The 21314-nt window shown below is 49.9% G+C and carries 18 protein-coding genes; 13 read left to right on the top strand and 5 right to left on the bottom strand.

The window, feature by feature from the left end; translation table 11 throughout:
- Positions 1-233: 233 nt before the first annotated feature.
- Complete coding sequence (locus AC0QH1_RS24610) at positions 234-413, bottom strand: hypothetical protein (RefSeq protein WP_324634045.1); 180 nt, start codon at positions 411-413, stop codon at positions 234-236.
- 569 nt (positions 414-982) lie between these two features.
- On the opposite strand from AC0QH1_RS24610, the gene AC0QH1_RS24605 reads away from it, so the two are divergent.
- The 6 genes from AC0QH1_RS24605 (at position 983) to AC0QH1_RS24580 (ending at position 9641) form a co-directional block, all read left to right on the top strand.
- Complete coding sequence (locus tag AC0QH1_RS24605) at positions 983-1420, top strand: late competence development ComFB family protein (RefSeq protein ID WP_324634044.1); 438 nt, start codon at positions 983-985, stop codon at positions 1418-1420.
- Between the two features lie 115 nt (positions 1421-1535).
- The gene (locus tag AC0QH1_RS24600; RefSeq protein WP_324634043.1) at positions 1536-1751 is read left to right on the top strand and encodes a hypothetical protein; all 216 of its coding nucleotides are present in this window, start codon (positions 1536-1538) and stop codon (positions 1749-1751) included.
- Positions 1752-1956: 205 nt separating this feature from the next.
- A complete protein-coding gene (locus tag AC0QH1_RS24595) occupies positions 1957-3984 on the top strand; it encodes a serine/threonine-protein kinase (RefSeq protein WP_324634042.1) in 2028 nt (675 codons plus the stop codon).
- A 359-nt stretch (positions 3985-4343) separates the two neighbouring features.
- Positions 4344-4553: a hypothetical protein gene (locus AC0QH1_RS24590; protein WP_324634041.1), complete on the top strand. Its 210-nt coding sequence runs from the start codon at positions 4344-4346 to the stop codon at positions 4551-4553.
- Positions 4554-4711: 158 nt separating this feature from the next.
- The gene (locus AC0QH1_RS24585) at positions 4712-7384 is read left to right on the top strand and encodes a P-loop ATPase, Sll1717 family (protein WP_324634040.1); all 2673 of its coding nucleotides are present in this window, start codon (positions 4712-4714) and stop codon (positions 7382-7384) included.
- A gap of 529 nt (positions 7385-7913) precedes the next feature.
- A complete protein-coding gene (locus AC0QH1_RS24580) occupies positions 7914-9641 on the top strand; it encodes a protein kinase domain-containing protein (protein WP_324634039.1) in 1728 nt (575 codons plus the stop codon).
- A 219-nt stretch (positions 9642-9860) separates the two neighbouring features.
- On the opposite strand, the gene AC0QH1_RS24575 is transcribed toward AC0QH1_RS24580, so the two are convergent.
- Positions 9861-10349, bottom strand: coding sequence for a helix-turn-helix domain-containing protein (locus tag AC0QH1_RS24575; RefSeq protein WP_324634038.1), 489 nt, complete (start codon positions 10347-10349; stop codon positions 9861-9863).
- 462 nt (positions 10350-10811) lie between these two features.
- Here AC0QH1_RS24575 and AC0QH1_RS24570 point away from each other — a divergent pair, with 462 nt between their 5' ends.
- The 5 genes from AC0QH1_RS24570 (at position 10812) to AC0QH1_RS24550 (ending at position 15476) form a co-directional block, all read left to right on the top strand.
- On the top strand, positions 10812-11738 hold the full coding sequence (locus AC0QH1_RS24570; RefSeq protein WP_324634037.1) for an SHOCT domain-containing protein: 927 nt from the start codon (positions 10812-10814) through the stop codon (positions 11736-11738).
- Between the two features lie 191 nt (positions 11739-11929).
- Complete coding sequence (locus tag AC0QH1_RS24565; RefSeq protein ID WP_324634035.1) at positions 11930-12244, top strand: hypothetical protein; 315 nt, start codon at positions 11930-11932, stop codon at positions 12242-12244.
- A 198-nt stretch (positions 12245-12442) separates the two neighbouring features.
- Complete coding sequence (locus AC0QH1_RS24560) at positions 12443-12748, top strand: hypothetical protein (protein ID WP_324634033.1); 306 nt, start codon at positions 12443-12445, stop codon at positions 12746-12748.
- 16 nt (positions 12749-12764) lie between these two features.
- The gene (locus tag AC0QH1_RS24555) at positions 12765-14189 is read left to right on the top strand and encodes an ABC transporter ATP-binding protein/permease (protein WP_324634032.1); all 1425 of its coding nucleotides are present in this window, start codon (positions 12765-12767) and stop codon (positions 14187-14189) included.
- 240 nt (positions 14190-14429) lie between these two features.
- Positions 14430-15476: a WG repeat-containing protein gene (locus AC0QH1_RS24550; protein ID WP_324634031.1), complete on the top strand. Its 1047-nt coding sequence runs from the start codon at positions 14430-14432 to the stop codon at positions 15474-15476.
- Positions 15477-15534: 58 nt separating this feature from the next.
- Here the strand turns inward: AC0QH1_RS24550 and hisB are convergent, their stop codons facing one another.
- Together hisB and fabI are read right to left on the bottom strand one after the other, a co-directional pair.
- A complete protein-coding gene (hisB, locus tag AC0QH1_RS24545) occupies positions 15535-16116 on the bottom strand; it encodes an imidazoleglycerol-phosphate dehydratase HisB (protein WP_324634048.1) in 582 nt (193 codons plus the stop codon).
- Between the two features lie 201 nt (positions 16117-16317).
- Complete coding sequence (gene fabI / locus AC0QH1_RS24540) at positions 16318-17094, bottom strand: enoyl-ACP reductase FabI (protein ID WP_324634030.1); 777 nt, start codon at positions 17092-17094, stop codon at positions 16318-16320.
- Positions 17095-17600: 506 nt separating this feature from the next.
- On the opposite strand from fabI, the gene ntcA reads away from it, so the two are divergent.
- Positions 17601-18266, top strand: a complete 666-nt coding sequence (gene ntcA, locus AC0QH1_RS24535; protein ID WP_442957365.1) for a global nitrogen regulator NtcA — start codon at positions 17601-17603, stop codon at positions 18264-18266.
- Between the two features lie 637 nt (positions 18267-18903).
- Here ntcA and AC0QH1_RS24530 read toward each other — a convergent pair.
- Complete coding sequence (locus AC0QH1_RS24530) at positions 18904-19170, bottom strand: hypothetical protein (protein ID WP_324634029.1); 267 nt, start codon at positions 19168-19170, stop codon at positions 18904-18906.
- A 257-nt stretch (positions 19171-19427) separates the two neighbouring features.
- Here AC0QH1_RS24530 and AC0QH1_RS24525 point away from each other — a divergent pair, with 257 nt between their 5' ends.
- Positions 19428-21230, top strand: a complete 1803-nt coding sequence (locus tag AC0QH1_RS24525; protein ID WP_324634028.1) for a DUF3084 domain-containing protein — start codon at positions 19428-19430, stop codon at positions 21228-21230.
- The last annotated feature ends 84 nt before the right edge of the window (positions 21231-21314 follow it).

Here is a 21314-nt window from a genome sequence, read left to right as displayed (position 1 = left end):
AGCCTTTAAGGGCTGTGTTCCTTGCCCCGCTCACGCTTCAGGCATTTACCCTCCACTTTTGCGGGAACGAATCGCACCTCTATCTTCCAGTATGCCTTCTGGGCGGGGATGATGGCGGGGAAAAATAGGCGATCGCCCATCCCGGTGGCGACACTACTCCTTTCCCCACGCCGCGCTCAAACCCTAAAAAAAATATTAATAAATTGCCTCGTACCCCCAGTGGCGAGATTACCCTATTGAACGGGGGTTCTCCGGGCGGGAGGACGTTGGGCGTCGCCCACAGGGTGGTTGAGTTCGAGACCCTTCCGACTCGCGCGAACTACAGCGATCGCATCGAACCGTGCCAACCGGGCGATCGCCGCTTCGATCCCCGCCGTGGAAGCCGCTTTTTCTCGGCAATCGTTGCTACACAATCTGTAAGCAGTTTAAAGGTGGTTTTGAACCTCCATTTGTTCTAGTGCTAGGGCGAAGCGGGTGGCTGCGGTTATCCCGCGCTCCAGCACAATTAGGTGGGGGTTTGGGACGGGGTTGCCTAATTAAATTGTAGCATAGTTTGCGGCAGAATGATTCTATCCGGGGGAGAGATTTATGGGGAAAGTTTTGCATGAGGAGAAATGATTTCGGGATTGGGTTGGCGCGACGGAGCGCTCCGGGTTGACTTCAGCTCAAGGGGGTGGAAATGTTATATTTTTTTAATAAATAACTACCGATTGACAGTGTTAAACTAGGAAAAAGATGAAGCACTTGTCTTGTGGGATTGATTCAAGAATTGTAAATAAAAATTTACGATTGGGTTGGATATCCGGTCCAAAAACGAACGGCAGCCAAACGGAAACCCGGTAGGCAGAGGAGCTTGATGCAACCGGGAAGGCGATATCGGCTCCGAATCTAGAGGAGGAAGGATTCTGTAGCGGTTTTTCGAGAACAGGCAAGCAACCGAAGGGGTAAATCGGTTGGTCATAGATAGAAGGAAAAAGCAATCATGTCTAAAGAAATTGTTAATTTAACCTGCGAAGTGGTTTCTAAAAAACTCGATCGGGTTTTAGAGACCTATCCCTACTCGCTTTATCAAGAAGTGGTAGAGAAGTCCGACTTGCGGTTAGAATTAATTGCCTATGTGTTGAATCGCGTGTCTAATTTGCATGTGGTGACTCAACAGGAGAAGAACTCGCCAGTTGACCTGCGGTTGGCATCCAAGGAGCTAGTGAAAATCGATGCGTTAATTGTGGAGGGAATTCACGTCATCTTGCCCAAGGTGATGGAAAGTCCGCCGCAAGAGTGTTGTGAAATCCTGCAATATGAAAAAAAGAAAGAAGAGGCGGAAACCAAAGTACAAGAAGGGGACTGGAATGGGTCGGTAAAGTCCTGTAGGTGGGACGAACTCGCCACTTATACGCAACTGAAGTGGGCGCAGATTTGAATGTTATGTAGGGGGAATGGGGTTGCAGATTGGGGAACCTGTGGGTGGATGTGGGTTCGATATGAGTTAGAGGGAAACCAAGGCCATCTGTGTCGCCCTCCGATCGGGAGATCCGGTGCGAGGGAGGGGATGGGGCGAAGGTGGCGAGCCTCCCGCCCCAGTAGGGCGATCGCCGTGGCGGAATGGGGATAGCAACCGGGCAATGCAATCGGTGGAGGGAATGCAACATTTCTTCATCAGTTGCCGCCAAAGCGCGATCGATGAAATGGATAATCCTGATTTGGTATGGCAGACAACGAAGGGGTGGCCGATGCTGCGCCAGTATTCCTGATGTTAGGTAAAATTGAGATATTCTGCCGCGATCGCCCCCTCGGGGGATTCAATTCATCTGGTGATGCCTTAAACTGACAGAAGAGCTTACCCCTTGCCTGTTCTCAGGCAGTAAGCGATTCAATTCTATCGGTGGATACACCGGAAAATTAAAAGACTCGTGGGAAGATTTATCATAGATTAAATGTGCTAAGGGCTTGCCAATTATGACTCATTGCATCAATCCCAATTGCCAAAATTGTGAAAATCCATATACGGCTGACACCTGTTCGAGCTGCGGGCAAAATTTGCTCCTGAAAAACCGCTACCGTTGCCTGGAGCTACTCGGTCAGGGAAAAAATAGCCGCACTTTTTTAGCGGTGGACGAAGACAAACCGTCGAAACCGCGCTGCGCCATCAAGCAGTTTTATGCCCCGAAAACCGATAGCGCGGACCATTCTGGGGCGATTTACAACCAAATGGGTACATTTACCCAAGAAGCCGTGCGGCTGGATGAAGTGGGCAAACACCCGCAGATTCCGGCGCTTTATGCCTCCTTTGCCGACGAAGGGTGCTTTTATTTAGTGCAAGAATACGTGGAAGGCGAGAATTTAGAGCGCGAGCTCGCCGAAAGCGGCACCTTCAGCGAAACTAAAGTTCGGCAACTGCTCAATGACCTGCTGCCGGTGTTAGATTTCGTTCACCGTCATGCCTTGATTCACCGGGATATCAAACCGGAAAATCTGATTCGCCGCCACAGTGACGGCAAAATCGTGTTAGTGGATTTTGGCACGGCACAATTCCCCACCGGCATGACGCAAGTGAAAGCCGGTTCGGCGATCGGATCTGCCGAATATGCAGCGCCGGAGCAAACCAAAGGGCAAGCGGTGGTTGCCAGTGACTTGTACGCTTTGGGCGTCACCTGCTTGCATTTGTTGAGTGGGTTGCCGCCGTTCGATCTGTACAATATTAAAGCCGAAAACTGGGTGTGGCGGGATTATTTGAAAAAGCCCGTGTCCGTGCAGTTAGGTCGCGTGCTCGACCGCATGGTGCAACGGGACGCCAACCAGCGGTATCATTCGGCGGCAGAAATCGGCACCGCCCTGAATGCGCGATCGCTCGAAGGGGTGTTACCGCCGCAAAAAGTCCGCTGGGCCACTGCAGCGAGTGGGGCAGCGATCGCGATGGTTTCCATGCTCGTGGCTCATCGCGCTCCCTCTCCCGTGCCGCAAACCTTCATGGAAGCCCCCGAACCGGAAAAGCCCATGATGCACAAAGTCAAGGCTCCGGAAATTTCCTACACTCTCCCCGACTTGGAGCGCAATAGCGTCGGGTTGAACAAAGCCCAACCCATGCGGACCTTGGCGGTGGCATCCGGACCGGTCTGGTCGATCGCGGTCAGTCCCAACAGCAAAACCATCGCCTCTGGCAGTACCGACGGTACGATTCAACTGTGGCAAGTCAATGCCAATAACGTCCGGGTTCCCATCCGGATTCTCAGCGGTCATGCGGATCCCGTGTGGACCCTCGCCATCAGTCCCGACGGCAATCTGCTCGCCAGTGGAAGTGCCGACAAAACTATCAAAATTTGGGACCTCAACACCGGCACCTTGCTCGATACCCTGAAGGGGCATACCGCAGGGGTGTTTTCCGTGGCATTCAGCCCCGATAGCAAAATGCTCGCCTCTGGCAGTTTTGATAAAACTGTGAAAGTGTGGCAACTGCATGGTGGCAAGTATGGGAAATCTAACGGTGCTTTGGTTCGCACCTTTTTGGGTCATTCCCAAGAAGTGCAATCCGTCACCTTTTCTCCCGATGGCAACACTCTCGCTTCTGGCAGCACCGATGGCACCGTGAAGCTGTGGAACTGGCGCAGCGGCCAACTGCAGCGCACTCTGTTAGGTCATTCCGATGCCGTGTGGTCCGTGGCGATTAGTCCGGATGGGAAAACTCTCGCGTCCGGTAGCTGGGATAAGACGGTGAAGCTGTGGGATCTTGAAACCGGTATCCCCTTCCGCACCCTGAAGGGTCATTTGGAACAGGTCCACTCCGTGGCGTTTGACCCGGATGGCGATACCCTCGCTACTGGCGATTTAGGCGGTACGATCAAGCTGTGGAAAACCTACACCGGCTCCCAGGTGGGGACGCTCAAGGGACACTCTGACTGGGTGGAAGTGGCTTTCAGCAAAAACGGCAAAACCTTGGTCAGCGGCAGCTTTGATGACACGATCAAGTTGTGGCGCGTGAATCCTTAATCGGAACGCGACGAGCCAGTTTTATATATTGTGATTTGCGATCGCGCTTCCTTGTGAGGCGCGATCGGTTTTTTGTGAGCGACAGTGAGAGAAGGCCGACGCCTGCTTGATATCCCGTCCGGAGGAATAGCTGTAAAAAAGGATTCGTCCGCGTAGGGCTTCGACTGCGCTCAGCCGAGACGCGGACTTAGCCTGCCTCGGCGGTATTTCAATTGCCCACTTCGATTGTACGCACCTGGGTCGCGATCGCAGGTACCACCCGAGAATCCCCGAGCGTTATGCGCGATCGTGTGAATTGTTCGCCGCCAAACTCAAAATGCTATAAAATGCACATGTATGGCGTGGAGGAGACAAGCGGAATGGAACCAACAACGGCAGACGATTGCAGCGCAGTGGCCAACGAGCGAGCCGCCGATGCCGAAGCGATCGCGAAATGCAGACCGACTTCAGTCGGTTCTGTTTACATTGCCGGTTATGCCATCGAATGCAGTCTAAAAGCCTTGCTGCAAAAGCGTGGTATCCCCACCCCCACTTCTGGAGCGCTAGGGCATAACTTGCATAAATTATGAAGAGTGTCTGGATTCGAGTTTTCAGACCTCAAGGATTCGGCAGGTTACAAAACATTCTTTCTGCAAAATTGGGATACAGCGTTGCGCTATCAGACCCATCTGAGTCCGGAAGGTCTCGGTATTCAAGAGTTGATGGCGGGAGCCAAGAAATTAAACGGATGGCTCCAGACCCAAATTCGTCGCAGCAAACCCCGGAGGCGTTAATGAATCATGCAGAAATAAAAGAGCGCATCCAGCATAACCTCGATGGAGCGAACTTGGACACCCAGGAAGTGCGCGTCCAACCCGATCCCTTTTCTGGGTGGCGAATTGCCGTTATTGCTGAGGGATTTGCCGACAAGACTTACGAACAGCGCAAGCAAATTGTTGTACCCGGACTGGAGGACATCAACATCGAGTGGCTCGACTTGTTAACGCCGCAGGAACGAGAATGGGCGGGAGTTTTGCCGATAGACTCGAGCTTAGAAGACCTGCCCCTATGGCCCGAAGCACTGGCGCGCAGCAGAAACCCTGAGAATGTTGAATGTAAAGAGATTGTCTTTGCCTCCGACTTGGACGAAGACTTAGAGCGTCCGATTGTCGCGACTTTCTATTCCTTCAGGGGAGGGGTGGGTCGCTCCACTGCTCTTGCTTATACTGCCCGAATTCTCGCCAGTCGGAATCGCACCGTCCTCTGTGTGGATATGGATTTAGAAGCGCCAGGGTTAGCCGCCCTGTTTGGCAAAGAAGCACAGATCGAGCCGGGACAAGGATTATTATCCCTTCTGCTCGAGTTAGACCGAGGCGATCGCCCGCGTAACATTGCCAACCATCTCCTGCGCCTCAGCGAGACGGAGGACCTGTATTGTCTTCCCGGTGGGATTCCCGATGCCAATTACGCCCGCAAGCTAAACTTTATCGATCCGGGGGCCTGGTATCGCGAGGAACGGAATCCCCTGCGAGACTTGATGGATATGCTCGCCTCAGAGTTGCCGTTTCGACCGGATGTTATCTTGCTAGACGCACGCACGGGGATTGCGCCTTTAAACGCTCCGCTACTCTTTGACTTGGCAGATCTGGCGATCGTGAGCTTCTTTCCCCACCCGCAAACCTTAACCGGCACTGAGGCCCTGGTGCGCGCCTTGCTCGCGGCTCGTACCCGACGGGTTAAGCTCCCACCACTAACTCCAGAACCCCGGTTTCTCATTTCACCCATTCCGGCGAGCAAAGCCCCGGAAGTTGTGGAACGCTACCAGCATCGCGCGATTGAATGGATTAGCGAGTGGCTGTCGGTGGTAGAGCGAGATAGGTCGGAAGCCGAACCGATGATTCCTTCGGAAATAGCTCATTTTGTTCCCTATCGAGAAGCGATCGCTACCTCAGATAGGATTATGGGCGATCGCGATATTTGGCAGGACTTTGAACCGATTGCCGAATGGCTGGAACGATTCCTCCCCGCGCCCAGCGAACAGCGCTTTCCTGATTCTGTGTCCGATGCCAAAAGCCAAATCCTCAAGGAACTCTCATTCTCCGGCGGAACCGCCGAGGTGCAAAACAATTTTCTCGAAACTTTTGTGGATGCCGGAGTGGTGACGCGCGCCCTTAATGCCGAAATCCCCTTGGTATTGGGTCGCAAGGGAACCGGAAAAACCGCTATATTTCGCCGTTTGATGGAAGGCGATCGACACTCTGCGGTGGTTTTGTCTCCGGCTCCACTCAGGGGCGATCGGCTTTGGGTGATGAGTGCGGAGGGCTTCAAGATAATTGAAAACACTTTGAGACAGACCGGCAGTAGTTGGCGGGATTTCTGGATCGTGCAAACTTGTCTCGCCTGTTATCTATCCGAGCCAGAACGCTATCCGCAACCGGATGATGCCCTGGCAGAGCTTTTGGGAGAAAAACCGGATACAGAAAAAAAAGCGGTGCGCCTAGTTCAAAAGTTACTCGGGCTGAGTGAGATTGGCCTGTTGGCTAAAGATTGGTTAAACCACATCGATCGCGCGTCCTCCCCCCCGACTCTGCTCTTGTGTGACGGTCTCGATACGGGGTTTGGCAATACACAGACCGACCGAAAGCGGCGTAAGCAGGCCATTGAGGGACTATTTTCCTGGGTAACGGATATGGGAGACAATCTCCAATCTCTCAAATTTAAGATTGTTCTCCGGGAGGACATTTGGCGGCAGCTTCAGTTTGAGAATAAAAGCCATTTTTTTGGGCGATCGGTGACCTTACAGTGGACCAATCGCATAGATTACTTGAAAGTGGCACTGAAGCAAGCGCTCTTGTCGCCCACGTTCCGGGAGATATCCAAATCTATATTGGGTAGCGAATTCTTGCCCAACCACAACTATTGGATGGACGAGCAGGTTATCCAGCTCTGGAATCTGTTGGTGGGGGAACGGATGCGGGGCGGAAAATCGACCTTTACTCGCACGTGGGTGTGGAAGCGGCTGGCTGACGGCAGCGATAATCACAGTCCTCGCACTTTGCTGCAACTGTTTCGTGTGGCAACCGAGTGGGAACAGAGAGAAAACTCGCGCAATCCCTATCGGAAAACCATCATTCGCCCCCGCGCTTTAATGGCTTCTCTAGAAGAGGTCTCCAAGCAGGCGCTCGATGCTCTCGTGAACGAGGAGTTTCCGGAACTAAACGGACTGATTGACCAATTGCAAGCACTGGGGCGATCGCCGTTGGAAACGAACAAGTTGTCTAATTTAGATGAAGAACTCACTTTGGCTCGGGAGGTTGGTTTGATTTCGGTCTATGAAGGCACAGAAGATAACGTACAGCGGTATAAAGTTCCAGATCTCTACCGATTGGGAATTGGCATGACTCGCAAAGGACAAGCATGAAGGTTAATTTTTTGTACTCAGCGATTGTCGGGAGAGTCGGACATCACTGGCGGCGCGGGGTGGTTTCGCGATCGCCAATCTAGGGTCGGCGATCTAATATCAAGTCTGGTGGATTAACCAGAATATCTGTAGGAGCGGGTTTTTTGAATGAACGAATGCTGCCAAATTACAAGTGGAATAAACTCGCCCCTACCCCTTTCTCTTGTATTGCACTCAATTGAGCGGATACCATATAACTCCCCAGTGGAATCCTTTGTGCTGCTCTATTCACAAGTGGCAATCTCATAGGAGTCAAAGGCAATGACAAATAAAGCACCCACAACCCTGACAACTGCTCAACTCGAACGCTGATTAGAGCAGCCGTATCGGTTCTCAAACCGAACTCGTTGGGAATCAGATCCGCGCCCGCCTTTCCTCAATCCCTTCACCCCTCAGACCCGAGACTCACCCCACGAGGGATATCGAACGGCGACAAAATTGGCAATTTATGAGACAATCAATTAAAAGGGTCTGTGGCATCAGGAAGGCGATGAAACAAATACTGCGACAGCGCTATACAATCATCCAGAAGTTAGGATCTGGCGGCATGGGCGAAACCTATCTGGCAGAAGACTTGGATTTGCCGATCGCGCCCAAACCCAAATGCGCCGTCAAGCGCGTGCATCCCACACAAATCCATCCCCACATCTTGCGCTTATTTGAAAAAGAAGCCGAAATCCTCTACAAACTGGGAGAAAACCACTCCCAAATTCCCAAACTGTTTGCCTATTTTCAAGAGGATCGAGAATTTTATTTGATTCAGGAATTCATCGAAGGGAAAGACCTCAGTCACAGCATCGCATCGGGCAAGCAGTGGAGCGAAAATGAGACCGTTCAGTTATTGCGAGAACTGCTCGAAGTGCTGGCGTATGTGCATCAGCATCAGGTGATTCATCGGGATATTAAACCCCAAAATATTATGCGTCGTCCCGATGGTTCCTTGGTGTTGATTGATTTTGGGGTGGTGAAAGAAGTCAGTACCCTACAAGTTAATGCCGCCGGATTCACGACGCGCACGGTGGCGGTGGGCACACCGGGGTATATGCCCAGCGAACAGGCAATGGGAAAACCCAAACTCAGCAGCGATATTTATGCTGTGGGAGTGATGGCCATTTTCGCACTTACGGGAATACCGCCGCATCAACTGGAAGAAGATAAAAGTGGGGAATTGGTGTGGCGCGATCGCGTCCGAGTTCGTGTAGAATTGGCCGAGATTTTAAGCAAAATGGTGCGCTTTGATTACCGCGATCGCTACGCCGATGCAGCAGAAGCATTGCAGGCGATCGCCGCCACTTTTCCCCCCCTCTCTCCCACCTCCCCTTCCACTTCCTCCGCTTTGCAACTGGCAAAAAATTCCCTGACTCGGTTTCTTCCATTTGGCGGAATTCTGGTGGTTGGCGTGGCAATATTCACCGAATTTTTCCTAGGCGATGTTCGTTTTTCTCCGGAGGAACCAGACCCAACCCCTAGGGCGCAACAGTGGCATCAGCAAGGGGATGAATTCAGACAACAGAAGCAATACAAACGGGCGATCGCTGCTTATGAGGAAGCGTTGAAACAGTCCCCAGATTTGGCTTGGAGTTGGCACAATCGAGGAGTTGCCTACCGGGAATTAGAACAACACCAGTCCGCCCTGGAATCTTACGAGAAAGCGATTGAAAATCAGGGGAATTTCTTCGACGCTTGGTTTAATAAAGGGGTTTCCTTACATCAGTTAAATCGATGTGAAGAAGCGGTCAGTGCTTTGGAGAAAGCGTTGGAAATCGAACCGGGCAATTCAGAGGCGATCGCATGGCATACCCAGGTCAAAAGTCAATGCGAAAATCCGGAAAATAATGGGATAACATTCCTAGAAAATTACCTAGCGATCGGCAACTGGAAAGCGGCAGATTTGCAAACCGATACTTTGATGGAAAAAGGGTTTGATTGTGAAACTGCGAGGCAGATCGATACCCTGTGGGTGGAACGGAGTGGGGGACGGTTTGGCTATAGCGTCCAGAAAGAGATTTGGGAAAGTACCCAAGGAAGCAAACCTTACCAACGTTTCGCCGACACGGTAGGATGGCGCGTGAATAATTCTTGGCTTCGTCAAGAGAATCTTAACTTTACAATAGATGCGCCCACCGGACATTTTCCGTGGAGTGGGTGGCAGGTTTCGGGTGAGTATCGGGAAGGATTTGGCGCTTTTATGGCCAAATTGGCAGCCTGCAATTTATAATCGGCAGTATCGGGCATGACTCGCGGCGTGGTATTTGATATTTCGTCTGGTGGAGTGCTAGGAAAAAGCGCAATGAGTGGATAACAAGATAGATTGTCTCAAATTGGTATAATATAGAGTTGAGACAATCTACCATCGGCCAATTGCCTTTCCATCGGTGAAGGCTCTTCCCCACAATTGGAGAAATTGGCATCAAACCATCGAAAATCATGCCGACAGTTAGTCAAGTGCGACGTTATTGAGTATATCTAAATTTTTTCCAGAGGTTTTTAGGGCTTTTGAGGTAGGAATTCGTAGGTTAAAAGCTATCACTAATTGATTGTTTTCGATATTTATATTAGTAATATTGACCACACTTTTTTCCGGCAATAAATTATCCAAGGCGACGCGATCGAGCTTTCGTTTATATCCGGCATCCTCGAGCCATTCCGCGATTTTTCTCCAGTTTTCTATCTTGCCATTGCTTTTGCCCACTAAACTTTTAACATATCGATACAGGGTCGCACAGAGGTCTGTTTCCACGCCTTTGGCATTTTTTCCCAACTGTTCCGCGATTGTGGAGGGACTACAGCCACAGAGCAACCCCCGCAGGTGGAGCTTTTCCACTGGTGTCAGGCTTTTGCCCTTCGCTGATGCCAAGTCAGCGTAAAGGGTGTCTAAGTCCCAGTGCTGGAGTGCTTCTGTAAATTGCTTGTCAGTGAGTGCCATTGGTAGATCCTCCAAAATTACTGATGCAATCCTAGCACAATTACTGATGCGTATCAGGAAACTTCGGGTGAAAATTAGCTTATTCTGTACTAAAGACCATTTTATACCGGGGGGGGTGAGGCAGGGGAAACTGAGTACAGCAGGCTAGCCCAAACTTGCTGAAGACTAGGATAGTGCCTGTGGGAATTTGATAATGGATCCACCTTTTCCGAGAGGGAAAATCGTCGGATAAATTGCTGGTGGAGCAATGAGTCCACCATGATTCCATCAGTGGCGATCGCCAAGCCGATTCCGCAAAAATCGGCACAATAGCCGGGGGTGAGGCTGTTATTGGCGTGCGAACTGATGAACGAACTGGTCAGTCCTGATGTCAGTGAGCGATCGTATTATCGCATTTCCTCTCTATATTAGCCGATGTCCGAACTCGCGGACACCCAATAACTCGCAAGAGGATGTTGAATAATGACCAAGAAAACTTATCGAGACAAAAACATCGACCTAGATGCCTTAGCAAAACATCTCGAAACCTGGTTTTTAGACCAGGGATATGAGGTACAAGCCAATCAAACCGAAGGCTCTTGGTGCGTCCAGGCGAAAAAATCAGAAGCCTGGAGAAAAGCAGTGGGAGCATCCCGGGCGTTCACCATTTTGATGCAAGGAGAACCCAACGACTTTTCTGTAGAACTCGGAACCGGAGAATGGGCCAGCAACTTAGTTGCTGGTGGTGTAGCGGCGGTACTCACTGGAGGGTTTAGCGTAATTGGGAGTGGGTTAGCCACAGGATGGACGAAAAAAGTAGAAGGAGATGTATGGAAGTTTATCGAAGAAGAGGTGATTTTTAAAGCCAAACGGAAATCCGAGCAAGAATTGGCTGAGTTGAAAGAGCAAGAAGCAATGCAAGCAAAGCTCAAGCAGCTCAAAGATGCCTTAGACCAAGGTATTATCGATGAAGTGGCGTATCAGGCCAAAAAAGCCGAAATTGAAAATCAGATTCGAGACCGACAAAAGAATAGCGAACTGAATGAACGATTGCTCGGTCTGAAAAAGGCTTTGGATGCAGGAATTTTAACTCAGGTAGAATATGAAGCCAAAAAAGCTGAGTTAATGAACCAAACCACCAATGCGGAATTAGATGGCAAACTGTCGCAACTCAAAGCTGCGTTATCTGCTGGAATATTAACCCAAGAAGAGTTCGATGAGAAAGCAGCAGTCCTGCAACAAGAAGTCGCTTTTGCCGATAAGTTAAAACAACTGGAAAATGCCAAAAATTCCGGCATTATCAGCTCAGAAGAATACGCGAAAAAAAAAGGCAGAATTACTCCCCCAAAGCTAGCACTACTGTCCGGGCAGGGTTCAGCTCATATTAGGATATTAGGAAATGCCTGCTAGAGCGTCGGGTGCCTCCGATATTTTAATTCTCCTATCCATAACATTTTGTCGCACGCACCCTCCCTATAACTCTACCGATACCGCAGAAAGATTTAACCCCTCTGCCACAAAAACACCTGTCGGCCACGGCCATTTTCCGGCAGTTTAATTGTCTGCAATTACTGATTTTAACGCCATAATGGAGGATAATTTTGCAATCTATCGCTAACTTCTTCAAGTCTATTTCTCAAGCCAGCCGCATTAAATTAATTGTCGCTTTATTTTTTTTGCTGTGGACTTTTTTGCTTGGCATAAAAACCTGGGAAATTCAACAGTCCGACCATCCGATGATATCCCCTAAAACTGCTCCATTTGTGGAGGAAAAACTCGATTGGAAAAAATTAAAAAAGATGATATCCCCTAAAACTGCTCCATTTGTGGAGGAAAAACTCGATTGGAAAAAATTAAAAAATTCGTTATACCGTCAATTCAATGATATAGTTAATAGTTACCGGAATAAAAACTAAGATAAATGGAGAAAAAGCCAATTGACAATAAATCCAGCAAAAATTACCCTATAAAATGCGATACCCTAGCTGTAGGGGGGCATTGCCTACTGGGTTCCACATGACAATCAGAGCGGTAAGTAGCCAACCCACCCGACTCTACTCACCCTTGCGTTGAGTGAAATTAAAATTTTGCTGACACAATTAGGAACAATAACCATGACAGAAGTGGAAAAAAATACTCAAGAATCCAATCCGCAAAAATCGGGCATATGGGAAAGTTTTTCCCAATCCTTTGCCAAACAAATAGGGACAAGCATTGGATTTTTTATCATCCCAGCAATCGGAATATTGATTCTGTTGAATACAAAAGTACCTATAGCCGATCCTATAGTGGAAGTAACAGCAGTGACAGCAGGAGCAGCAGCGGCTGCTATTTTACCCGCTGTAACTGGAGTTCCTTTAATCGTCGCCGTGGGGGTGGGGATAGTGCTGTGGTGGATAATTAGCTCAGTAATGTCGTGAAACCAGAGGAGTATTAATGAATCCGATTGAAGTTCGAGATGTTTCTCAAACATTTACCCGCAACCAGGAACAAAAGACCGTGCTTGATGGGGTAAGTTTTACCATTGAACCCGGAGAATTTGTTGCCTTATGTGGAGCCAATGGAAGCGGGAAAACCACGCTGATTAACATTATTTTGGGGTTGAGAAATCCCCAAAGGGGAGAGGTGAAGTTATTGGGTCACGCGCCACAGACGCCAGAATCCAAAACTCGCCTGGGCGTCATGCTGCAAAAAGTAGCAGTTCCGAAAAATCTGCAGGTGAAAGAGCTAGTGGATTTGCTGCGAAGCTATTATCCCGATTCTCTTTCCACTGAGGAAATTCTCAATACTGTCAATCTAGAAGGGAAACATCAGGATTGGGCTTCTAAGCTATCTGGCGGTGAAGAACAACGCCTCTATTTTGCTATAGCTTTAGCTGGGAATCCAGACCTCCTGATTCTAGATGAACCGACGAGAAATTTGGATCCGGAAGGCTGCGCCACTTTTTGGCGGCAAATTAAAGCGTGCAGAGAGAAGGGAATTACCATTCTGATGGTCACGAATAACAAATCGGATTGGGAAGAATTGAGTCATCTGGCGACGCGATTGATTACTTTGGCGGATGGGAGAATTGCCGAAGAAAAACGGCTGAATGAAGTGAGGGAGAAAAAGAAAAAACCGGAACTTCGTGCAACTGTAGAGAATCAGCGCGTCTGGTTGCCATTTGGGAAGCAAGTCTGGGCTGAAGGGATTCAGCTTCTTCGCGATCGTGGCTATTTGTTAGGAGTTTTCGGTTTTTCTTTCCTGGTACTATTAACCGCACAATTGGGAAAAATCGGATTGTTGGCTTTTGCCGCACTGAGTTTGCTTATTTTTTCTATAGAACGATTGGGGAAACGAGTAGCGGCGGAAAGAATTGAAGGGTGGCAGAAGCTTTTGCGCGTGACACCTCTGAGTCCAAAAATCTATTTGGCGGCCAAAGTTGTGGTGGCTTTCGTGCTGTTGACGGTTAATTTGTTATTAATTTTTTATATCGTGGCTTTGAGGATAGATTTGGAAGAAAGTTTGTTCTCGTGGGTCAGGATGTTTTCGAGTTTGCTTTTCGGTGTGATTCCGTTTGCGATTTTAGGATTGGCTCTCGGTTATTTATTTAAACCGAAAAGCGTGGACTCAATTATAGGGTTGTCTCTCCCGGTGGCTTTATTGACCTGTGGTCTCCCGATTCCTTATCCGGCGGATTGGGTTCAGGATTTAGTGACGTTTTCTCCGTTTTATCACTATGCTCAATTAGCGGTGTGGTCAGGGGGATTGGATGCTTATGATGGGCAGATTGTCTTGCATCTGCTGTGGTTGTTGTGGGCGGGATTTATGTTTGGTTTCTTGGCGATTTGGGCGTATGAACGCGATCGCCTGCTTGAATAGGGTCACAACAGTGGAACCCATCGATATCAGTAGGGTGGAGAATCACCATCCTACATTTAGGTTTAAAATACACAGCTTCATTCATCCTGTATTCAATTAGCCCTTGTCATGCGGGCAACCTTGTATTTAGCCCTACCCTGAGTGGATGCGGGAGTTTTTACTCTAGGTTTGGGTTTAAAATAGAGAGCAATACGGTGGGCGGTGCCCACCCTACTATAAAATACGGATGAGAGACAAGAGATGTGGAACCCCGCGCCTATGTTGATTGGGGGAATTGTCGCCCCACTGACTCACTGCGCGATCGCAATGTCCTGTGTTGTGATTCCGGCGCAATATGACGAAGCATTGCCCTTTAGCGAAGGGTTAGCGCTGGTGAACCAGGGGGAAAAATGGGGGTTTATCGATAAAACTGGCAATATTGTTATTCCCCTCACCTATGACGATGGGTTTCCCTTTACTACAGGGATGGCGCTGGTGATGAAAGGTGGCAAATGGGGATTTATCGACCCTACGGGAAAGCCGGTGATTCCCTTAACTTTAGAGGGGGCGTTGAGTTTTGCGGAAGGATTAGCGGCGGTGTGGATGGATTTTAAGTGGGGATTTATGGATCGAACCGGGGCGGTGACGATCGCCCCCAATTTAGATTGGGCGTGGAGTTTTTCCCAGGGATTGGCGCGGGTGAGAATTGGCGATCGCTGGGGATATATCGACAAAAACGGCGATCGCGTCATTCCCCCAGAATTCGACGAAGCATTTGACTTTTCCGACGATCGCGCCCTCATCAAACTCGATCGCCTATGGGGATATATCGATAAAAAAGGCAATCGAGTGATTCCGCCTCAGTTTGACAATGCCCGCAACTTTTCCGAAGGATTAGCGGCGGTAAAAATTGGCGATGAGTGGGGATTTATCGATCGCCGGGGAAATCTGACGATCGCCGCACAATTCAGCAATGCCACGTTCTTTTCCGAAGGATTAGCGCCGGTACAGATTGGCGAAAAATGGGGGTATATCGATAAAAATAACGAAGTAGCGATCGCGCCACAATTCGACAGTGCCGATTTATTTTACCAAGGATTAGCCGCGGTGAGAATTGGCGAAAAATGGGGATATATCGACCCGATCGGCAACCGAGTCATCCCCTTACAATTTGAAGAAGCGTTTGAGTTTTTTGAAGGAATGGCCGGGGTAAGAATTGGCGGCAAAATGGGTTATATAGCCCATCCTAACACCGAAGGAAACTCCTGTCAATCGTTGCGGTTCAATTCGACCCTTTCGCGGCGATAATGGAGAGGGCAAATTCCGGTAGGGAATAGACCTACCGGAAGTCTGCGCCCCCACATGGTTATAAAACGCCTTTAGAACTGGGGATAGTGCTAGCGCGACGGGGATCGACTTCAACCGCCATGCGAAGCGATCGGGCAAATGCCTTAAACGTCGCCTCGATAATATGGTGGGAATTAATCCCATCGAGTTGACGAACGTGGAGAGTCATTTGAGAATGATTCACCACCGCCACGAAGAATTCGCGCACCAACTGGGTGTCATAAGTACCGACGCGCTGGGTGGGAATCTCCAGACCATAACTTAAATGAGGCCGACCGGAGAAATCGAGCGCCACTTGAATCAAAGCTTCATCCAGGGGGGCGAAGAAATGACCGAAGCGGACGATCCCTTTGCGATCGCCCAGTGCCTTGTGCAACGCCTGACCCAGAGTAATCCCCACATCTTCATTGGTATGGTGATCGTCAATTTCCAAATCCCCCGTCGCCTCCACCTCCAGATCGAACAATCCGTGGGAGGCGATTTGATGCAGCATGTGGTCTAAAAACGGGATGCCAGTAGCTGCAGAGCATTGACCGGTGCCATCCAGATTCACCGTTACCCGAACGTCAGTTTCGCCGGTGGTGCGCCGGATGGTAGACATTCTCGGCAATTCCCCTAAATTTGCTTGCGCTTCCAAGTCCTTGCCAATTGGATTGTCAGAAGCGCCACTCACTGTCGTCTGCATGATGTGATGATTGCAACTATGAAAAAAATCTATAATCTATGGTATCTCGCCGCAAAATCAGTCAGAATTAAGAATTAAGAATCCAACAAAAATTCTCAATTCTCAATTCCGCCTCGGTTACATTCCCATAATGTTGTAACCCGCGTCTACATAAAGCACTTGACCGGTGACGCCACTGGACAAGTCGCTACAGAGGAAAGTCGCCGCATTGCCCACTTCCGTCTGAGTCACCGTGCGGCGCAGGGGTGCCACTTCTTCCACATGACGGATCATATCCAAAATCCCGCCCACTGCGGAAGAAGCCAGGGTGCGGATCGGTCCGGCAGAGATTGCATTCACCCGGACGTTTTGGGAACCCAGTTCCGCCGCCAGATAGCGGACATTCATTTCCAGTGCAGCTTTAGCAATACCCATGACATTGTAGTTGGGAACCACGCGCACCCCGCCTAAGTAAGTCAGGGTGACGATGCTACCCCCTTGAGTCATTAAGGGTTTGGCGGCGGCGGCGAGGGAAACCAACGAATAGGAACTGATATCCAAGGCGCGGGTAAAACCTTCTCGAGAGGTGTTGCTAAAATCACCGGAAAGTTCGTCTTTGCCGGCAAATGCCAGACAGTGGATGAGGATATCGAGTTTGCCCCATTTTTCCCGGATAGTCTCGAAGGTGGATTGAATCTGAGCATCGTCTTGGACGTTGCAAGGTTCAAATACGGTGGGATTGAGCGGTTCGACCAATTCCCGGACTTTCTTTTCAAAGCGTCCTTTTTCGTCCGGCAGGTAGGTAATGCCGAGTTCAGCGCCCGCTTGGTGTAGCTGTTGGGCAATGCCCCAGGCAATGGAGCGGTTATTGGCGATGCCGGTGACTAAGGCGTGTTTTCCTGTTAAATCTAGCATGGAGGGTTTATTCTAGGAACAATCGGCAAGCAGCGGCGATGTGGAATCTCCCGGAATCTTGCCAGGGCATGGGCAGGGATTCCGCCCCAGGGCGCGCCCGGTGTGGAGGGTGCATCGCAAGCTGCGGTGTGTGTGGGATAGGGGTCAAACTGCAACCCGAGAGGCGATCGCCTCTCCAGTGGGGGGGAGCTGACCCCAAACTTGATTGAATCACAATCGGTGCCTCTACAGGCGCGATCGCTCCTGTAGTTTTCCGAGAAAAAATGCAGTGGCCCTGCCGGCGGTGGGTGAAGTTATCCGCCACAGGTGTCAAAAATTGTTGGACAATCTGACCGCGATTCTGTATCCTTTAGTACAAAAAAAGCGCTTCAGCTCAGTTTAAGTAATTTAAAGTGCAAAACTAACCCCATGCAAACCCCCGGCAATTGCTTATACCCAACCCTGGTTCGAGTTTATAACAGACATAAAATTCTAGATTATCGGATTAAAGCCCAATGGATATGATAATGACCCAAGATAAACCCCTTGCCGCTGTCTTTCGTCAAATGGGAACGGGAACGTTCCCGCCGATGGTGGAAAGTTACGAACGAAGCAAGACCATTTTTTTCCCCGGGGATCCGGCGGAACGAGTCTATTTTCTGCTCAAAGGTGCCGTGAAGCTCTCTCGCGTATATGAGGCGGGGGAAGAAATCACCGTGGCACTGTTGCGCGAAAATAGCGTTTTTGGCGTGCTGTCTCTGATTACCGGCCATCGATCGGACAGATTTTACCATGCGGTGGCATTTACCCCCGTGGAGTTGCTCTCGGTGCCGATCGAGCAAGTGGAAAAAGCGCTCAAGGACGATCCGGACCTGTCGATGGTGATGCTGCGCGGACTCTCTTCGCGGATTTTGCAAACCGAGATGATGATCGAAACCTTGGCACACCGGGATATGGGTTCGCGATTGGTTAGTTTTTTGCTGATTCTGTGCCGGGATTTCGGGGTGCCTTCTCCTGATGGGATTACTATCGACCTGAAGCTGTCTCATCAGGCGATCGCTGAAGCAATTGGCTCAACTCGCGTCACCGTGACCCGTCTGCTGGGCGATCTGCGTCAAGAACAAATGATCTCGATTCACAAGAAAAAAATTACGGTGCATAATCCAGTGGCGTTGAGCGAACAATTCACCTGATCCCCTGTGGATTCTCTCGCGGGTCAGGTTAATGGGTTTCCCTTTTTAAGCCCGCAACTGATTGCTTCTCGAACGGTCTTTCTGGAAGTGGAGTTTCCGCCCTGACCTTAACCGTGGCCTGTCTGCTACGCGATCGCTTTCTCCACAGTTTTAATTCCCCTACCTTCCACAATTTCTAAAGGTTTTGAGACCACGTGGGCGTCCCCCGTAAAATGTCCCGTGGTCTCTATTTTATCGCCGTTTTTTCTCTCTCTTCCTGGGGTTTAAGCGGCTCTTTCTTTCCCGTTAATTGTCTCGCTAGTGGCTCAACCTACACTAGCATGTGTTGGATTAATTTTAAGCAAATATTCCGCCGGAATTATACTGCATGTTTGGCAAAAAATGGCGCAATGAATGCCTATTTTTATACTCGATTGGCGTTGCTATCGATTAAACTTTATAGCCGATTTATCGATTAATTATCAACGCGATCGCCTTCTGCTTCACAAGGAAGGATAACAGCAGGAATTGTGTTTCAAAACACTCTCTAGGAAAGTGCCGATTCAGTCTTAGATAAAGGGGAAAATCAACGGTATCTCTCGCGTTAATGTTTTGTTAATTCATCCCTTTTTTTTTGCACCAACTCGGTTTCTATCCTCTACTGCACTAACTCCTGGAAAGATAAAAATACATCAAAAGTTATCTTGACAAACAGAGAGTGATGTGATAATAAATAGGACAATCCATCGGCGGCAACGAGAGGGTTTGATTCCTCGGGAGTCGATGGGTGGGGGAAGTCGGGGAGATATACCCCACTCGCGGGATTGAATTTTTCCCAGTGGCCGGATAGAATGTGGAGGAATGCCGATGTTATCCCACCGAGAGAGCGCCGATGCGATCGCGCCCGCCGAAACTGCAACTTCACGGATAGGTTTCGGGCAATATGGAGAAAGCGGGATGATTCTCCGGTTTGGGAGGTTTGTTCCTGGCTTTTTTCTCAGAAAACTTTTACCATAAAAGACAAAAGGGTGGGTTAAACGATGGCATGTCGATCGCCAACGGTGAAGGAACTTTTAAAGTAGTTCAGCGCGAGGGTTATCCAGTGAAAAGAAACAGGGGGGTTGAGCGTTCACTTCTCGTCCGGAACGTTGAAAAAGGCGCGATCGCGAGGGTATTTTAATTATGATGACCAGCGCTTTCGTTCTGATACTGGCCATTTTAGTCTTGGGGGGACTATTGGCCACCTTGGGCGATCGCTTGGGGACCAAGGTGGGAAAAGCAAGGCTGAGTCTATTTGGTCTGCGCCCCCGGCAAACGGCAACCGTGGTAACAATTATTACCGGGTTTACGATTGCCGCTTCCACCTTGGGGATTCTATTTGCCACCAGTAAATCCCTGCGCGTCGGGGTGTTTAAATTAGATGAAAAACTCAAAGAACTGCGCGAGGCACAAAAAGAGCTATTTGCGGTTACGGTGCAAAAACAACAGGTGGAAGCGGAATTGATAAAAGCGCGAGAACAGCAAATTGTGGCGCAACAGGAACTAGATGCGATCGACAAATCGTTGCAGGAAGCGATCGCCCAACAAACTCAAACTGAAGGCGAATTGGAGCGCACTCAAACCGAACTGGAGGAAAGAGAAGGGGAACTCGATCGCGTGCAAGGAGATTTCGAGCGGGCAAAACGGGACCTCAACCAGATCGAATCCAAATTCGAGCGCGCCCAAACCCAGTTGCAACAGGTGACGGAACAAGCGCAAACCCTGCGCCAAGATATCGAATTGCTGCAAACCGAACGACAAGAACTCATCGAACAGGGAGAGCAGGTTCGAAAGCTGATCCTAGAGCGCGATCGCGAATTGGCGGAAAAACGCCGGGAACTCGCGAACCAAAAGCAGGAAATCCAACAGCAAAAGCGCTTGCTCGCAGAGCAAAAACTGCAAATCGCCGCTCAGTCCGAAGACATCGCCCGACAGGGGCAAGAAATCGCCAAGCAAAAAGACGAAATGGCGGCACAGGAGCAAGAACTCGCGGCACAAGAGCGCGAAATTGCCGCCCAAGAGCAGCAATTGGCGGCGCAAGAGCAGGAACTCACCACCCAGGAACAGGAACTCGCGGCCCAGGAGGAGGCGATCGCGCAACGCGAAGCGCAAATCGAGCGACAAGAACTCGAAATCGCCGCCCAGGAGGAGGAAATCGCTGCCCAAACTCGGGAACTTGCCGCTCAGGATCGCGAAATCTCGCAACAGGAAACCGCGATCGCGCAACAACAAAAGCTGCTCAAAGAACTGGGGAACCAACAAGCGTTTTTACAGCGCGAAGTGCAAAACCTGGAACGGGATTTTCAACTGTTGCGCGAGGGCACAGTTGCTATCCGCCGCAACCAAGTTTTGGCCTCCGGAGTGGTTCGGGTGCTGCGACCCTATGGGGCGCGGGAAGCAACCCAGGAATTATTGCAAGAAGCGAATCGCGCCGCGATCGACATGATTCGCCCGGGTACTTCCCAATCCGAGGAAGAGGTGATTTTTATTCCCAATGCAGATATCGAACAATTAGTGGATCGAATTGATGATGGTCGAGATTATGTGGTCCGAATTCTATCGGCGGCGAATTACTTATTGGGAGAAACCCAAGTTGATGTCTTCGCCGATGCGGTGGTCAATCAAGTGGTGTTCCAAGAAGGGGAAATTGTCGCGACCACTTCGGTGGAACCCGCGCAAATGAGTGCCGAAGAAATTCAAGAACGCCTCAATCTGCTGCTAGGTGCGGCTAACTTCCGCGCTAAACGATCCGGTATTCTGGCAGATTCGATTACAATTGGCGATGGACATCTCGCAGAGGCGATCGAATTTCTCATTGAGTTGGAAAACTATGGCGAATCGATGATAGTCCAGGCGATCGCCGCCGAAACCACTTACACTGTCGGTCCGCTCATCGTCGAGTTGGTGGTGATTCGCGATGGTGCGATCGTCTTTCATTCGGAGTAGTCATTGACCAGTCAGGGACTCCGTAGAAACCAACCCCATGTCTAAAGCCAGGGGCTTGTACTTCTAACCACCTGACCAGCCTAA

This window comes from Phormidium sp. CCY1219, from assembly GCF_055795085.1.
This window is presented reverse-complemented; position numbering and strand designations above follow the sequence as displayed.

Coding starts and splice junctions, on each gene's coding strand:
- AC0QH1_RS24605 (WP_324634044.1), top strand. CDS start 983: ATGTCTAAAGAAATTGTTAATTTAACCTGCGAAGTGGTTTCTAAAAAA.
- AC0QH1_RS24595 (WP_324634042.1), top strand. CDS start 1,957: ATGACTCATTGCATCAATCCCAATTGCCAAAATTGTGAAAATCCATAT.
- AC0QH1_RS24590 (WP_324634041.1), top strand. CDS start 4,344: ATGGAACCAACAACGGCAGACGATTGCAGCGCAGTGGCCAACGAGCGA.
- AC0QH1_RS24585 (WP_324634040.1), top strand. CDS start 4,712: ATGGCTCCAGACCCAAATTCGTCGCAGCAAACCCCGGAGGCGTTAATG.
- AC0QH1_RS24580 (WP_324634039.1), top strand. CDS start 7,914: ATGAAACAAATACTGCGACAGCGCTATACAATCATCCAGAAGTTAGGA.
- AC0QH1_RS24575 (WP_324634038.1), bottom strand. CDS start 10,349: ATGGCACTCACTGACAAGCAATTTACAGAAGCACTCCAGCACTGGGAC.
- AC0QH1_RS24570 (WP_324634037.1), top strand. CDS start 10,812: ATGACCAAGAAAACTTATCGAGACAAAAACATCGACCTAGATGCCTTA.
- AC0QH1_RS24560 (WP_324634033.1), top strand. CDS start 12,443: ATGACAGAAGTGGAAAAAAATACTCAAGAATCCAATCCGCAAAAATCG.
- AC0QH1_RS24555 (WP_324634032.1), top strand. CDS start 12,765: ATGAATCCGATTGAAGTTCGAGATGTTTCTCAAACATTTACCCGCAAC.
- AC0QH1_RS24550 (WP_324634031.1), top strand. CDS start 14,430: ATGTGGAACCCCGCGCCTATGTTGATTGGGGGAATTGTCGCCCCACTG.
- hisB (WP_324634048.1), bottom strand. CDS start 16,116: ATGTCTACCATCCGGCGCACCACCGGCGAAACTGACGTTCGGGTAACG.
- fabI (WP_324634030.1), bottom strand. CDS start 17,094: ATGCTAGATTTAACAGGAAAACACGCCTTAGTCACCGGCATCGCCAAT.
- ntcA (WP_442957365.1), top strand. CDS start 17,601: ATGACCCAAGATAAACCCCTTGCCGCTGTCTTTCGTCAAATGGGAACG.
- AC0QH1_RS24525 (WP_324634028.1), top strand. CDS start 19,428: ATGATGACCAGCGCTTTCGTTCTGATACTGGCCATTTTAGTCTTGGGG.